This is a genomic window from Bythopirellula sp. (assembly GCF_041737835.1).
Classification (GTDB): domain Bacteria; phylum Planctomycetota; class Planctomycetia; order Pirellulales; family Lacipirellulaceae; genus Bythopirellula.
In genome coordinates this window covers 43,443-58,195 of record NZ_JBGSQY010000049.1, presented here as the reverse complement: position 1 = coordinate 58,195, position 14,753 = coordinate 43,443, and the positions used below count along the sequence as shown (strand labels likewise).

14 protein-coding genes are annotated in these 14,753 nt (G+C 55.7%); 7 read left to right on the top strand and 7 right to left on the bottom strand.

Annotated features, from left to right (window positions below; translation table 11 throughout):
* Positions 1 to 10: 10 nt before the first annotated feature.
* Positions 11 to 718, bottom strand: coding sequence for a UbiX family flavin prenyltransferase (locus AC6T8Q_RS14965; protein WP_500679841.1), 708 nt, complete (start codon positions 716 to 718; stop codon positions 11 to 13).
* 2 nt (positions 719 to 720) lie between these two features.
* A complete protein-coding gene (ubiE, locus tag AC6T8Q_RS14960; protein WP_500679840.1) occupies positions 721 to 1,485 on the bottom strand; it encodes a bifunctional demethylmenaquinone methyltransferase/2-methoxy-6-polyprenyl-1,4-benzoquinol methylase UbiE in 765 nt (254 codons plus the stop codon).
* 237 nt (positions 1,486 to 1,722) lie between these two features.
* Between ubiE and AC6T8Q_RS14955 the strand changes: the two genes are divergently transcribed.
* Together AC6T8Q_RS14955 and AC6T8Q_RS14950 are read left to right on the top strand one after the other, a co-directional pair.
* A complete protein-coding gene (locus AC6T8Q_RS14955) occupies positions 1,723 to 2,487 on the top strand; it encodes a 2-phosphosulfolactate phosphatase (protein ID WP_500679839.1) in 765 nt (254 codons plus the stop codon).
* Positions 2,488 to 2,651: 164 nt separating this feature from the next.
* A complete protein-coding gene (locus AC6T8Q_RS14950; protein ID WP_500679912.1) occupies positions 2,652 to 4,253 on the top strand; it encodes a glycine--tRNA ligase in 1,602 nt (533 codons plus the stop codon).
* A 110-nt stretch (positions 4,254 to 4,363) separates the two neighbouring features.
* Here AC6T8Q_RS14950 and AC6T8Q_RS14945 read toward each other — a convergent pair whose 3' ends face one another.
* The 3 genes from AC6T8Q_RS14945 to AC6T8Q_RS14935 all read right to left on the bottom strand — a co-directional run bounded on the left by AC6T8Q_RS14945 (position 4,364) and on the right by AC6T8Q_RS14935 (position 6,454).
* Complete coding sequence (locus AC6T8Q_RS14945) at positions 4,364 to 4,720, bottom strand: SpoIIAA family protein (RefSeq protein ID WP_500679838.1); 357 nt, start codon at positions 4,718 to 4,720, stop codon at positions 4,364 to 4,366.
* An 88-nt stretch (positions 4,721 to 4,808) separates the two neighbouring features.
* Positions 4,809 to 5,153, bottom strand: coding sequence for a hypothetical protein (locus AC6T8Q_RS14940; protein ID WP_500679837.1), 345 nt, complete (start codon positions 5,151 to 5,153; stop codon positions 4,809 to 4,811).
* 233 nt (positions 5,154 to 5,386) lie between these two features.
* On the bottom strand, positions 5,387 to 6,454 hold the full coding sequence (locus AC6T8Q_RS14935; RefSeq protein ID WP_500679836.1) for a prenyltransferase/squalene oxidase repeat-containing protein: 1,068 nt from the start codon (positions 6,452 to 6,454) through the stop codon (positions 5,387 to 5,389).
* A 271-nt stretch (positions 6,455 to 6,725) separates the two neighbouring features.
* Between AC6T8Q_RS14935 and hisF the strand changes: the two genes are divergently transcribed.
* The 4 genes from hisF (at position 6,726) to AC6T8Q_RS14915 (ending at position 11,171) form a co-directional block, all read left to right on the top strand.
* Positions 6,726 to 7,499: an imidazole glycerol phosphate synthase subunit HisF gene (gene hisF / locus AC6T8Q_RS14930; protein WP_496922185.1), complete on the top strand. Its 774-nt coding sequence runs from the start codon at positions 6,726 to 6,728 to the stop codon at positions 7,497 to 7,499.
* Between the two features lie 63 nt (positions 7,500 to 7,562).
* Positions 7,563 to 8,720 carry a type IV pilus twitching motility protein PilT gene (locus AC6T8Q_RS14925; protein WP_496922184.1) on the top strand — a complete coding sequence of 386 codons (1,158 nt, stop codon included), beginning with the start codon at positions 7,563 to 7,565 and terminating at the stop codon, positions 8,718 to 8,720.
* 5 nt (positions 8,721 to 8,725) lie between these two features.
* The gene (locus AC6T8Q_RS14920) at positions 8,726 to 10,627 is read left to right on the top strand and encodes an ATPase, T2SS/T4P/T4SS family (RefSeq protein ID WP_500679835.1); all 1,902 of its coding nucleotides are present in this window, start codon (positions 8,726 to 8,728) and stop codon (positions 10,625 to 10,627) included.
* Positions 10,628 to 10,649: 22 nt separating this feature from the next.
* Entirely contained in the window at positions 10,650 to 11,171 is a 522-nt protein-coding gene (locus tag AC6T8Q_RS14915) for a CvpA family protein (RefSeq protein WP_500679834.1), read from the top strand.
* A 7-nt stretch (positions 11,172 to 11,178) separates the two neighbouring features.
* On the opposite strand, the gene AC6T8Q_RS14910 is transcribed toward AC6T8Q_RS14915, so the two are convergent.
* Together AC6T8Q_RS14910 and AC6T8Q_RS14905 are read right to left on the bottom strand one after the other, a co-directional pair.
* Complete coding sequence (locus AC6T8Q_RS14910) at positions 11,179 to 11,691, bottom strand: Crp/Fnr family transcriptional regulator (protein WP_500679833.1); 513 nt, start codon at positions 11,689 to 11,691, stop codon at positions 11,179 to 11,181.
* A 55-nt stretch (positions 11,692 to 11,746) separates the two neighbouring features.
* Positions 11,747 to 12,982 (bottom strand): Glu/Leu/Phe/Val family dehydrogenase, encoded by a 1,236-nt coding sequence (locus AC6T8Q_RS14905; protein WP_500679832.1) that lies wholly within the window; start codon positions 12,980 to 12,982, stop codon positions 11,747 to 11,749.
* A gap of 241 nt (positions 12,983 to 13,223) precedes the next feature.
* On the opposite strand from AC6T8Q_RS14905, the gene AC6T8Q_RS14900 reads away from it, so the two are divergent.
* Entirely contained in the window at positions 13,224 to 14,732 is a 1,509-nt protein-coding gene (locus AC6T8Q_RS14900; protein ID WP_500679831.1) for a hypothetical protein, read from the top strand.
* Positions 14,733 to 14,753: the final 21 nt, after the last annotated feature.

The following is a 14,753-nucleotide window of genomic DNA, read 5'->3' as shown; positions in this document are numbered from 1 at the left end:
CATGGGTACTTTAAGGATTAACGCTCGTTCCCCAGCGATTGATGAGGCAATTGTCGATGCCAAGTTGATCGCAAATCCGTGCGACCATGAAATCGACCAAATCGCGGAGCGTCGTCACCCCGTGATACCAACCCGGTGAGGCAGGCATGACAACGGCGCCAGCTAAAGTAACCAGCCGCATGTTTTCGATATGAGGCAGCGACAACGGTGTTTCGCGGGGCACGAGAATCAACTTACGGCGTTCCTTCAAATGAACTTCGGCGGCGCGTTGAATCAAATTGCTGGCCGAGCCGTGGGCGATGCCGCTCAGCGTTGTTCCCGAACAGGGACAGACCACCATCCCCCGCGTGATAAACGAACCGCTCGCAATCGAAGCCTGAAAATCCATGTGGTTGTAACTGGTCAGCTCGCCAATGCGGCCCCCATCGACCGAAAGCACATTGCTGTCGGCCGTGCCAATTCCTGCGCTCGCCTGCAAGAGTTGGATCTTGCTGTCGGCGGCATGTTTGATGTCGTCGAGCATCAACTGGGCCGGCTTGAAGTCTTCGAGATCGACGTTCAGGTCCATCTCTTCGCGAATCACATGGGCCCCGCTGGGGCTGATCACCAGATGCACGTCATGCCCCGTCGCGAGCAAGACTTCGATCAACCGCACGGAAAACACCGCGCCGCTCGCGCCGGTGATCGCGACACAAATGTTTTTTGGACCAGATGCCATGCCTATTTCCTCAACGACATCGCCAGCACGGATTCCGAGAGTGGCTTCGTACCAACGTAAAGTGTGGCCACTCCTAATGTAAACGAGCGATACGAAACGTCCACCAGTCCCGCGGCCCGCATACGTTCGGCCAGTTCCTCGCCTTGCAAGAATTGGCCGACGCTCTCGGGCAGATATTCATATGCTTCGTGGGAGTTGCGCGCGAAAAACTGGCCAATCCGCGGCAGGACTTTCTTAAAGTACCAGTTGTAAATTCCCTTGAACGGTTGCCACTGGGGCGTGGAAAATTCCAGCACCGCCACTTTTCCGCCACGGGCACACACGCGGGTCATTTCGGCCAACCCGCGGTCGGTGTCGGCAACATTCCGCAGTCCGAACGCCACGCACACCACGTCGAATTTGTTATCGACCAAGGGAATGTGCTGGGCATCGGCCTCGATAAAAAGGATGGGCCGGTCGGTGACAATTTTGTTGGCCTTCTTCCGGCCAATGGCGAGCATTGGGTAGCAGAAGTCGGCGCCGATCACGTTGGCGGCTCCCCACGCAGCCTGATGATAGGCGATCGCCAAATCGCCCGTGCCTGTGCAGACGTCGAGCACTCGGCCCCCTTGGCGTGGCGGGACAGCTCGCACGGTCCGCCACCGCCAATAGCGGTCGATATTGAGCGACAGCAAATGGTTGAGGAAATCGTAGCGGCCAGCGATCTGGCCGAACATTTCCCGCACCCGCGCGTCTGATTTATCGACGGTTTGTTCGTCAGTGGGCATGTCGTAAAAATAGAACGCAGATGAACACGGATTGAACGGATGTACGCAGATTGCTTTATGTCACAAAAATGATCCGCGCAAATCCGCCCAATCAGCGTTTATCCGCGGCCTATTCCTCGTTACTGTATCTGAACAAACAGTATCTCAATAGAATTGTTGCTTCGCTAGCGCAAACCGTGCTGGCAACGACCTGTTAACACTTCACAAACTGGACGGGGGCGGGACGCCCTGGCTCGCGTGGCTCAATTATTTGTTCATAATCTGCCCACCCACGTCGCTACTGCCGATCTGGCCGACAGCACCGTGATTGTCATCGACATGCTCCGCGCGACGTCGACGATTTGTTACGCACTCGCCGCGGGGGCGAAGTGCGTGGTGCCGCTCCTGGAAATCGACGAAACCCGGCAACTGGGCCAGCAGCTTGGTCGCGAATATGTGGTGCTGGGAGGGGAACGCCGGGGCAAGATCATCGAGGGGTTTGATCTTGGCAATTCGCCCAGGGAATACACGCCGCAACGCGTGCTGGGCAAGATGGTGCTCTTCACCACAACCAACGGCACACGGGCTCTTGCCCATGCGTCGGAAGCGAGGCGCGTCCTCGTCGGTTCGGTTGTGAATCGCGCGACGGTGGCCGCGGCGGCGCTCGACGCCTCGCGAGTTGATATTTTGTGCGCGGGGACGGATGGCGAAGTCACTGGCGAAGACATCCTCGCGGCGGGGGCGATCGCCGACCAACTGTTACGCGATAGCACCGCCGGATATTGGGAACTCAACGAACCCGCTCAATTCGCCCAGCAAGAATGGCAAAAAATTCTCACGCAGTCCGAGACAACAGGCCGCCCGATTAACGAAGTTTTGGCCGTGGCGCTGCGGGACACGATCGGCGGCAAGAACTTGCTCGACGTGGGGCATCAAAGCGACCTTATTGATTGCGCCCAACTCGATTCGCTCGCCGTTTTGCCGGAACTCAACCGCACGACACGGCAGATCACGCTGCGGTAGACTCTTTGCCGCAGGTCCCGGTACAATGCCCGGTTTCATTAACTTCATTTACCACAAAGACACAAAGACACAAAGGCCACTAAGCAGATTCGAACCCTCTGTCGCCCTTAGTGTGCTTCGTGCCTTCGTGGTTATTAATTAGATTTAGAGTCATCACCATGGAAATGGAAAAGCTCGTCTCGCTTTGCAAACGGCGGGGGTTTTTGTTTCAGTCCAGCGAAATCTACGGCGGCCTCAACGGCTTCTGGGATTACGGTCCGCTGGGTGTGGAACTCAAGCGCAACATCAAGAATGCCTGGTGGCAAGATATGGTCACTGGCCACGACGAGCTCGCGGTGCAGCCTGGCGCGCCTACAACGTACGAAATGACCGGCCTCGATTGCACGATCATCATGCACCCGCAGGTGTGGAAATGCTCGGGGCACTTCGATTTGTTTGTCGACATGATGGTCGACTGCAAAGAGAGTAAGAAGCGTTATCGATATGACCAGCTCCGCGGTCGTTGGGTCGAAGCCAAGGGCAAGCGAGTTTTCATCACCACACTTGCCGAGGCCGATCAAGAAGAGGCCGACCTTCAGCAACGCGCCCTCAAGGCGTTCAACTTGCGAGGCAAAGACGTCGACCAACTGAAGTGGGAAGGTTCTGTCATTTCGCTCGACAAGCTCGATTCCCTGGAAAGCGTGTTCGCGCCCGAGGCCAAGGAAATCGGCACTCTAACCGAGCCGCGTGAATTCAATCTGATGTTCCCGACAACGATTGGCGCACTCGCTGGCGAGGAAGGCCGCGCTTACCTTCGTCCAGAAACCGCCCAAGGCATCTTCGTTAACTTCAAGAATGTCACCGACAGCACGCGGGTGAAGATTCCCTTTGGCATCGCGCAAGTCGGCAAGAGCTTTCGCAACGAAATCACGCCGCGGAATTTCACTTTCCGCAGCCGTGAGTTCGAACAAATGGAAATTGAATTTTTCTGCCATCCAACCGAATCACGCAAATGGTACGAATACTGGCGCGATCGCCGCATGAAGTGGTACACCGAACTCGGCCTCGCAGGCCAGCGTTTGCGGCTGCGTGAACACGAGAAAGACGAACTGAGCCACTACAGCGTCGGCACGGCGGATATCGAATACGCGTTTCCATTCCTGTCAGCTGGTGAATACGGCGAACTCGAAGGTATTGCCCACCGTGGCGATTTTGATCTGCGCAGCCACATGGAAGGCAAGCTCGTCAAGAACGCCGAGGGTTGCCTGGAAGTGGAAATGGTCGACGGCAAACCCAAGTACAAGGGAAGTGGCCGCGATCTCACCTATCGCGACGAAGTCACGAACGAGCGGTTTATTCCGCACGTCATCGAGCCCTCGGCGGGGGCAGATCGTGGTGCGCTCGCCTTTTTGTGCGAAGCGTACCACGAAGACTCGGCTCCGGACGAAAAGGGAGAAATGCAAACCCGCGTGGTGATGAAGTTCCATCCGCGGATCGCGCCGATCAAGGCGGCGGTCTTCCCGCTCGTCAAGAAAGATGGCATGCCCGAGGTTGCCCAGGACATTTACCGCGCGCTCAAGAAAAAGTTCCCAGCGTTCTACGACGAAAAAGGGGCCGTGGGCCGCCGTTATCGCCGCCAGGATGAAGCGGGGACACCGTATTGCATCACGGTCGACGGTCAGACCCTCACCGATAACACCGTGACGGTGCGTGATCGCGATACGCTCGAGCAATGGCGCGTGAAGGTCGACGACGTGGTCGAAGAGATTTCGCAACGCGTGAGTTAGCGAAGCTTAAACTTAATAGCCGTCGGCGCAAGCCGATGGTCGAAGCTGCGAGAATTTTAACTCGAAATGACCGCGGGCTTCCGCCCGCGGCTAATAGCTGTTTGCGCTGCTTACTCTTCCAGCCACTTCCACGCATCTTCGATTTGCGAAGCGTCGAAGTATTCGATCTTTGCCATCGTGAACGGCTTGCAAACCTTGGCCATCCATTCTTCCCACTTCTTTTCGCCCACCAGTGCGATCCGCTCAATCTTGGTGCAGTGGGTTGTGGAGAATTTGGTGTCGTCCCACAGGGCGTGCATGTCCCAGCCGTGAAAATCGTGGAACTGCGCCAGCAGTCGCACCTTGCCTTCCTCGGCGATGGCCGAATCCACGAGCGGGACGAAATGCTTGTAATCTTCGTCGTGCAGTTTGCCGGAGAGCTTGAAGCCGATGACTTTGCCCGTGCCACGATCGAGCTTTTCAATCATGGGAAATCTCCTTGAAGAGGTTGAGACAGGTGAGACACCCGCAATATAGCGACTTTGCTGAAAAGTGCCAGTGTGCGCTGCCGATGACTTACTCGTCGTCACCCAGATGAAACTTGTGCATGATGCGATGCACCACGGGGGCCATCACGAAGCTCGCCGCCAAGATAAACACGAGTCCCGCATACAAAGCATAAAGACCGGCGAAGATTTTGCCGCCGTTGGTTTGCGGAGCGTTCACCGGCCCCATGCCACCCATCAACATCGCGGAATTCAAGAACCCATCGCGCCAGCTTAAATTTTCGTAATGCCAATAACCCCACATGCCAAGGGCCAACGAAAACACGAGCAGCACAAGTCCCATCAATCCGTGCAGCACCATCCGCCACAGAAACTGCGTCCGCGTGAGCAACGGATGAGAATGATGTTCGTACATAACAATGTCGGCAGAGAGTGACGTGAAGGAAGCATCAAAAATATGGCCGATCTTCGTAAGCGCGTCGAGACGGCTTGAATCGGCTAGGAATGCGCAGGATGGCTTTGCTCGGCGGCCTGAAATGATGCCGAGAAGCCGATCGTGAATGGCTCCGCGGCGTCAAACGCAGCATCGAGCAGCTGTTTGATTTGCGCGAGGTCGGTTGGGAGGGCAGGGCATGGGCTAAGATCAGTTTATCGTTGAAACACCGGCAGAAGCTCATTCTGCGCTTGTAATACGAGTACCACTAGGGCAGTCGTGTAAGCTCGGCCGTAACGGGCGTCGCCGTGACGGCTGTACTCAGCAGCCCAGCCACCGTCGGGGGCTTGATTCTTCAACAGAACGCGAGCCACTGGTGGGAAGAACGACTCCCAATATTCGCCGCCGAGTTGATGGGCCGCCTGCGTGCAATGAAACAGTGAATAGTGATAACGGTCCAAACCGTCGGGGCTGCCGTTGTATTCCGCGAATGAATGGGCAAGCAACTTTTGTCCTGCTTGCTTGGCTTCCGGTGATTCATGCCGACCCGCATGGGCGAGTGCCAAGATCCCTGCCCCCGTCATGGCACGGCTCGTGTATGCATCACCGATTGCATAAGTGAAATTCTGCAGCTGTGGTGAGTAATGCCGCTCGACACAACTGACCGCTTCGTCGATGGATTGGGCCGGGATGTCAAATCCCGCATTCTTGGCACCGCGCAGGGCCATCAACTGCCAACCGATGATCGACAAATCAGCATCCTTGTCGTCGACTAGATTCAGATAACGCCAGCCCCCACGATCCTCGGGTCGCTCCTTGGGGCGTCCCTGGAGTTCTAACGAAAACTTGATGGCTTGTTCGAGGGCTCGCTTGATTTCTTGCGACTGGCTTTCGGACGTCATCGCATACGCCTCGGCCAGCATCAGGCTACTGATCACGTGATTGTAAATTGCCGAGCGTCCAATAGGCTGACTGATTGCCGTGGGGACAATCTCGCCCGCCGGACCTACCAAAGCCAACAAACCATTGGGCTTTTGCGTGCCGATCACATAGTCGATCGCAGTTTCCATCTTCTTGCCCCGCGGTCCTTCGCCGGGCAACTCGCCGCCGGCAAGCATCGCGAGCACGCAAAGACTCGTGATCCCCGGCTGGCCGTCGGGTAGGGTTGCAAACGATCCGTCGGGTTGACTGCTGTCAGCAATCCAATCAAGTGCGCGAGCGATGGAACCGTCGATGGCATCGAGTTCGGCGATTGTGAGCGGATCGGAATTCTCCTGAGCCATTATTTGAGAGCATGTCGTGAGGATGAGCGCAACAATCCAAATTCGCATTGATCATCCCAACCGTAATAGTGGTCATGCCCGAGTGTAAGAACGTTCATCGCGATCAATTCTAATACAAATACCAGTCGTTCTTCCCACGATTTCCACTCAGTTGACCCGACCCCGAACCGTACTTAAACTAAAGAGTTTAGGGAACTTCGGGCGATTCCAGCAGTTTTTTCTAGCCGTGTGATCGTCCCGACCCCAGCCCTTCCTCGGAACGCTCACCCTCATGCTTGCCAAACGTGTTATTCCCTGTCTCGACGTCGACCGCGGACGCGTGGTGAAAGGAACGAACTTCCTAAACCTTCGCGATGCCGGCGACCCCGTCGAGGTGGCGGCCCGCTACGAGCGCGAGGGGGCCGACGAGTTGGTGTTCCTCGACATCACGGCTAGCCACGAAGGTCGCGACATCATGCTCGATGTCGTTCGCCGCACGGCCGAGCAGGTGTTCATGCCGCTCACCGTTGGGGGCGGAATTCGTTCGCTGGAAGATATTCGCCAATTGCTGCTGGCCGGGTGCGACAAGGTGTCGATCAACTCGGCGGCGGTTCGCGATCCGGAATTTGTCCGTGCCGCGGCACTGCGGTTTGGCAGTCAGTGTATCGTCGTGAATATCGATCCCAAGCGCGTGATGCGAAACGACCGCGAACTGTGGGAAGTCCATATCAACGGCGGACGAATCGGCACGGGCCTCGAAGCGGTCGATTGGGCGCGGAAAGTCGAACAATTGGGCGCGGGGGAAATCGTGCTCACGAGCATGGACGCCGACGGAACGAAGGACGGCTACGATTTGGAAATCACCGCAGCCGTGAGCTCGGCGGTTTCGATCCCCGTGGTCGCGAGCGGTGGGGCAGGGTGCCCGCAGCACCTGGCCGAAGCGGTGACCATCGGTAAGGCCGATGCAGCCTTGGCAGCCAGCATATTTCACTTCGGTGAATTTACAATTCAAGAGACCAAACGAATCATGGCAGAGTACGGCGTGGCGGTTCGCCTGGCCGCTTGATGAAATTGAGAAAAAGGTGCGATTCCACGAATCGCACAGTCGACAACGACGGTGGAGTTTGTCATGGGTAAATCCTCGGGTGTTAGCGAAGCGGATTTTGACAGTTTCGTAGCCAGACATCAGGAACTGGAAATCAACAAGCTCTTTCGGGCTTGCGTGAAACTCGAAGCGAGCGACTTGCATCTGAAAGTCGGTCGTCCGCCTATGGTCCGCGTCGACGGTTCGTTGCGCCCGATGAATCGGGGCCCTATCGACGACGAAGAAATGGTGCGGCTGTGCTTTCCGCTGATGAACGAGCGGAGTCGCAAGATTTTTGACAAAGATGGTGGGGCCGACTTTGCCCACATGTGCGACGTCGACGGCACAAATTGGCGGTTTCGCGTCAATCTTTTGCAACAGTTGGGCCACATTGGCATGGTCGCGCGGCGCGTGAACAGCTGGATTCCCAACTTCGAAGGCCTAAATCTGCCGCCGTCGATGGAGCGACTTTGCACCTACGACCAGGGAATGATCCTGCTCGCCGGCGTGACTGGTTCGGGCAAGAGCACGACGATCGCTTCGATGCTCAACTGGATCAATGCCCGCTATCGCAAACATATTTTGACGCTCGAAGACCCGATCGAATTCGTGTTCACCGAAGATAAGTGCTTGATCAATCAACGCGAGATCGGCCTGGACGTAGTCGACTTCGAAATCGGCATGAAGCACGCCGTCCGCGAAGATCCCGACGTGATGCTCGTGGGCGAAATGCGTGACAAGGAAACGTTCATGACGGCGATTCATGCCGCGGAAACGGGTCACTTGGTGTTCGGAACCATTCACGCAAGTACGGCAGCCTCGACGGTAGGTCGTATTTTGGATTTATTCCCTTCGGAAATGCACAGCGCATTACGCAGCGCGATGGCGATGAACATGAAGGGGATCGTCGCCCAAAAGCTTTTGAAGTCGATCAAGCCGGGCGTGGGTCGTGTGCCGACGGTCGAAATCATGATCTTTACCCCCACGGTTCAAAAGCTGATTCTCGACGAAGAAGATTCTCGTCTCGGCGGGGCGATCCGCGTCGGCAAGGAAGACGGCATGCAGAATTTCACGCAGAGTTTGAAAAAGCTGGTCGACGATCAGTTGATCGACCGCGAAGTGGCGCTCGAAGTCGCGCCAAATCGCGAAGAATTGAAGATGGCACTCAAAGGTATCGATGTTTCGCAAGGCGGTATGGTTTGATGAATATGCGTTTTCTTTTTTCTTCAGCAGTAACCGCCGTCTTGGTGTTAGCCGTTGCATGCTCAGAGCCGTCTGCCGTTTTTGGTCAAGCGACCTTAAGCGAGATCGGCGCGGCCAACGAAGCACGCAACGAAATGATGAACAACGGCGGCAACGCCGCACCGGCACCTCAGCAGCCGGATCCCAATCTGGGTGGCGCACCAGCCGCGGCGCCTGCTGCTGCTAGCCAAGCCAATCAGGCTGCGATATTTCAGCAACATGCCCAGACAATTCCTCTGAATATCTTGCTGATCGTAAAACTGCTGATGCTTGTGGCGGTGGTCTGGATGTGGGTGGCAGCTGGGGACTGGGTCAACAAAGATTCGCAAATCTATGGGCTGGTCTATCAAAAATGGAGCCTCATCCATTATGTGCCGTTCGTGCTTATCGGCTTTATCATGTTTTTTCTGCCACTGGCGACGTGGATTAAAGCCTTGGTCATGTTCGTGGTGTTCTTTGGAACTTGGCTCCCCTATGTGTTAGTGCATAACAATAATGTCGAACCCCATCTGACGGTGCTTACAGGCTCTTGGTGGCGATTCGTGCTCGCGACCATCCTGGGTGGCATGGGCATTAAGGTCAAATCGGAACGCCAAGCTGGCTACGAGCAAGGTGCCCCGGTCGAGCTCATGGCGATGGGTGCCGCCGACACCACTGCGAACAATGCCAATTTGCTCACCGCGCGTCATTCGCCTGGCTATTTGCTGCTCAAAGACATCATTGCCGAGATGATCAGCCGCCGGGCCGACAAGATCATGCTCGATTTTTCGGCGCAGGCTGTGAGCGTGCGTTACGAAATCGATGGCGTGTGGCATCCCGGTGAGGCTCGCGATCGCGAGTCGAGCGACGTCATGCTTGCCGTGATGAAAACGCTGGCGAATCTCAACGTCAAGGAACGCCGCAAGAAGCAAGAAGGACGCTTCGGTGCGAAATATGACGGCAAGTCCTACATTTGCCTGCTGATGAGCCAAGGCGTGCAAACCGGCGAACGTGTGGTCGTCACCCGCGTTGGCGAGAAAAAGCAACTCGTTCATTATGCCGACTTGGGGATGCGTGAAGGCATTCAAAAGCAGTGGGCCGAAATGATGGCCGGGGATGCGGGCATGGTTATCTTCTCCGCACTGCCCGGCGGTGGTCTCACGACAATGATGAACGTGTCGCTCGAAGAAACTGACCGTTTGATGCGTGACTTCGCCGCGATCGAAGACGTCAACAACCGCGAGCACGACATTCAAAACATCGGTGTTACGACCTACGACTCCTCGAAGGGAGAATCCCCTGCGACGATTCTACCACCGCTCATTCGCACTTATCCCAATGTTTATATCTTGCGGGATATGACCGACGTCGAAGCCGCAAAATTGCTTTTCCGCGAAGTGGGCGATGAGCGGCTGCTGGTTACGAGCATCCGGGCTAAGGAAGCTGGTGAAGCGCTGCTGCGATTCTTGCATCTCAAGATGCCTCCCAAGGAATTTGCCACCGCGGCCAAGGGCGTGCTGTATCAAAGACTGATTCGCAAGCTGTGTACCGATTGCAAGGTTGGCTACACCCCACCGCCCGACGTGCTTAAGAAACTTGGCATCCCGGCGGGTAAAGTCGAAAAGCTGTACCGGCCACCCAAGCCGGAAGAAATTGAAAAGCCCTGCAAAACCTGCCAGGGCTTGGGTTACATGGGCCGCACGGGTTTGTTTGAACTGCTGGTCGTCAACGACCAGATACGTGAGATTTTGATCAAGCAACCCAAGCTCGAACTTTTGAAACAGGCCGCCCGAAATTCGCGTCAACGGTCGCTGCAAGAAGAAGGGGTGTTGCTCGTGGCACAGGGCACGACTTCGCTCCAAGAATTAACTCGCGTTTTGCAACAATAAAATTTTGCTTTGAAGTATTCTCATGCTGCTCGCTTACCTTGTTTGCTTTGTGTTTTTCGCCGCAGTGGCAATGACCATCAATGAAGGCTTATGGAATAACGCCATTAGCTTGTTTTGCATCTTGCTGGGTGGGGTCTTTGGCATTTTCGTGGGAGTCCCCTTGGGAAATCTCATTGCCGAGCGAGCCGGATCCAGCACCGAACAACTTTGGTATTTCACTTTTGCAGGGGTGTGGGGCATGTTTTCGTTGACCGTGCTCATTACGCGGATCCTGTTCGACCGCACGTCGCGCACGCGGATGAAGTTCATCCCCCTGGTCGACAAGTTCGGTGGCCCGGTCGTGGGCTTGATCGCCGCGATCATGTTTACTAGCTTCGTGACCTACACGCTCGACCGCATCCCCATCAAGGCGGGGGAATGGAAATACGCCGATGCCGCTGAATGGCAAAAGAGCGTCTTCACCTATGGCCGAGCACCGTTTTTCAACGTGGCCAGTGGATTTGCGGCTGGTGAAGGAATCGATCCGACGTTCGTGGCTAAGTAAACGTCTTTCAAACGCCCTTAAAGATCAGCTCGCGAAACTCAGTCCATTCACTGGGTGTCGGCTTGTGATTTTCTTGGCAAACCAGCTCAGTAATCCATTTGTCCGTGCTACGCAAACGATTGGCAAGCTGATAGACGCAGTTCAGCACCAACTTCATCGCCACGGGGCTGCCCGTCGCACAGAGCTTGTCGAATTCGGCACGCGACAGCCGCAATAGTTTCATATCGGTGAGCGCTGTCACGTTGGCCGAGTGTGGTGCTTCGTGAAAAAACGACATCTCGCCAAAGTGAGAGAACGGTTCGAGCTCGGCGAGCTTGAGTTCGCAGCCCGATTCGGTTTTACGCGTAATCTGGCAGCGTCCTTCGACGATGAACCACAAATTCGGAGTTTGCTTGCCTTGCGTAATGATTTGTTCGCCGGCGCGGACTTCCAACGGCTGCGCGAGCGACATGATCTGCTTACACTCGGCCTCGGACAGATTGTTGAAGATCGCAAGACAGGAAAGCGAACTGGCTGGCATGGTCGGTCTTCCTACGGTAGGCGCTTCGATGAACATCACAACACTTTCTATGATTTTAACTGATTCCCGCAAGCACCGTGGCTCGGCCCACGCGGCTGATGGCGGTCATAAACGCGGCGGTGCGCAGGCTAACTTGCCGTTCTTGCGACAGGTTCCAAACCTCTTCAAATGCCGAGGACATCACCCGGTCGAGTTCCTGCCGCACGCGGTCGAGATTCCACTTGTAATGCTGGCGATTCTGGGCCCATTCAAAATAGCTGACCGTCACGCCGCCGGCGTTGGCCAAAATATCGGGCAAAATCCGAGTGCCACGATCGGTGAGCATGTCGTCGGCATCGGGACGAATGGGGGCATTCGCGGCTTCGATAATCAGCGGCGCGCGAACCTTACTAGCGTTCTCGGCCGTGATCACACCACCCAGCGCCGCGGGGATCAACACTTCCACGTCGAGTTCCAATAGTGCTTCGTTCGTGATGTGCTCCCCACCCGAAAAGCCAGCGAGCGAATTCGAGTTTGAAGCCGCATAGCGCAACGCATCGGCGATGTCGAGGCCTGACTCGCGGTAGTAGCCACCGCTCAGATCACTAATCGCAACCACGCGGCATTCGGCATCGTGGAGAAACTTGGCGGTGTGCGAACCGACGTTACCAAAACCTTGAATCGCAACGCGCGTCTTTGGAGCTTTGTGGCCCAAGCGGCCTACGGTTTTGAGTGTAAGAATACCGACGCCGCGGCCAGTGGCTTCTTCGCGTCCTGGGATGCCGTAGTATTCCACGGGCTTCCCCGTCACCACCCCGGGATTAAAGCCGTGATACTTGTTGTATTGATTCATGATCCAGGCCATCTCTTCCGGCCCGGTCCCCATGTCGGGGGCAGGAATATCGACGTCGGGACCAATGATGTCGTGAATCCCATCGACGAATTTGCGCGTAATGCGTTCCCGCTCGCGATGGCTGAGCTTGCGGGCATCAACGGCAATCCCACCCTTGGCGCCACCGTAGGGAAGATTCACAACCGCGGTTTTCCAAGTCATCAGCGCTGCGAGGCTACGAACTTCGTCGAGATCGACTTCGTGGTGATAACGCAAGCCCCCCTTCATCGGCCCGCGAGAGTCATTATGCTGCACGCGGTAACCAATAAATGTGTGAAGCTCGCCGTTGTCCATTTCGATGGGGATGCGGACTTGCACTTCCCGCTCGGGAGTCATAAGCAAGATGCGCATGTTGCTGGTGAGGGAAAGCTGATCCGCCGCGCGGTCGAAATAATGCTGAACTGCTTCGAAGGCTTTCATGGCGTCGACAAACTATTAAGGCTGGAAAAGTCCTGGCGAAACAGTGGATAATAAAAGGAACGGCCACGGGGCACAAGCAATGGACCGGCAAACAAGTCTAGCTGCGCTGGGCCTGGAACGCTGATAGCTTTACGCAGACCGTGGTTTTCAAGTTCGATTTTCGCATGACATACGGGATAAAACTGTTGTGACGGACAGCCGCTTAAAAATCGATACGACACCCAAGTCTGCGGTTCTACCGATGAGTAAGCGGCGTTATTTGTTGTGGATTTTGGCTATTGCGGTGTTGGTGACCGTGGTTGGTTCCCTGGCCATGCTGCTGCCAACTTTGGCAGATCGAGACACCAAGATAGAACAGCGAGCGGCACAACAACCGACAATAACGGCAAGGAATGAAACGGATAAATCCGCGCCCGTTGACGAGTCGCAATTGCAATGGGTCTCTCCCAAGGATGGCCCGCCGATCACCTTGGAGTATGTTCCGCAGGGAGCACAAGCCATTTTGTTTTTGCGACCAGCAGAACTCCCTGCCAATCGCGAAGGTGAAAAGCTGATTGCGGCGTTAGGACCATGGGGCAAAGAAGCAGTACAGCAGATTCAAGAGACTCTCGGTGTCGAGTTTCCAGAGATCGAAACGCTGCTCGTGGCTTTGATTAACGACGAAGACGGTTGGCAATATTCATTGCGTTCCACATTTGTTGAACCTTGGGACGAAGGCAAAATCGCACAGCGCAACAAGTCGTCAATGAGTGGCGATCGTGCCATCTTTTTACCTAAATTGGGGCAGGGAAGAGCCATCGTTTCATGTCCCCTCTCTCTCGTGGAAGAACTCCAAACGCAAGAAGACTCGCCGTCTATTCTCGCTCGAGATTTAGAGCGACTACTGGCACACACCGATGCCGACCGCACGGCCACGTTGTTGATGTCGGCCAAGTTTCTTGATACCGAAGGCCGCGAGTTGTTGTCGCAACAAGCCGAAGGGTTGCGCACAGCCTTTCACGCACTCATTCCCGACAATGCGAGTGCCGTGTCGATCAGCGTCAATCTTGGCGATCAGTTTTTCTGGGAGCTTCAAGCGACCACCATTCAAAACGCCCCCGCCCATCGATTTGCCGACAAGTTCACCAAGCTCCTTGCCTCTGCTGAGCAACAACTTGCTACGCTGCTTGAAACCAACCCTCCTCACCCCTACGGCAAGGCTGTTGAAGATCGCTTCCCCGCGATGCTCAAAATGACGAGCGATTACACCCGCACATCACACGCCGACGGCATTGCCATGGCCAGATGCTATCTGCCGCTACCAGCCGCGCACAATCTCCTACTCGCCAGCCGCTTGCGGCTTAGCGAAACAGGACAACCGCTTATCCCGGTCGCGAAACCTGTCTCCGTCACTGAACAACTCGATCAAGTGACCACACTTTCGTTTCCTAAAGAAACCCTGGAAAAAGCCCTGGAAATGCTCTCCGGAGACCTGAAAATCCCCATCCAAATCGCTGGCCGTGACCTACAATTGGAGGGCATCACGAAAAACCAAACCTTGTCGCTGGACCTCCGGGAGCGTCCCGCGCGTGAGATTCTGGTCGAGATTTTGCGACAGGCCAATCCCGACCGGACAGCCGCCAGTGCCGCCGATCCGCGACAGAAGTTGGTTTATGTGATTCGTGGCGACGCAATCATTGTGACGACACGCTCGGCCGCGGCTCAACGGAACGAGGAATTGCCGGAAGTATTTCGCGTTCCCCCACCATAATCGATATACTGGAGTTGGTGA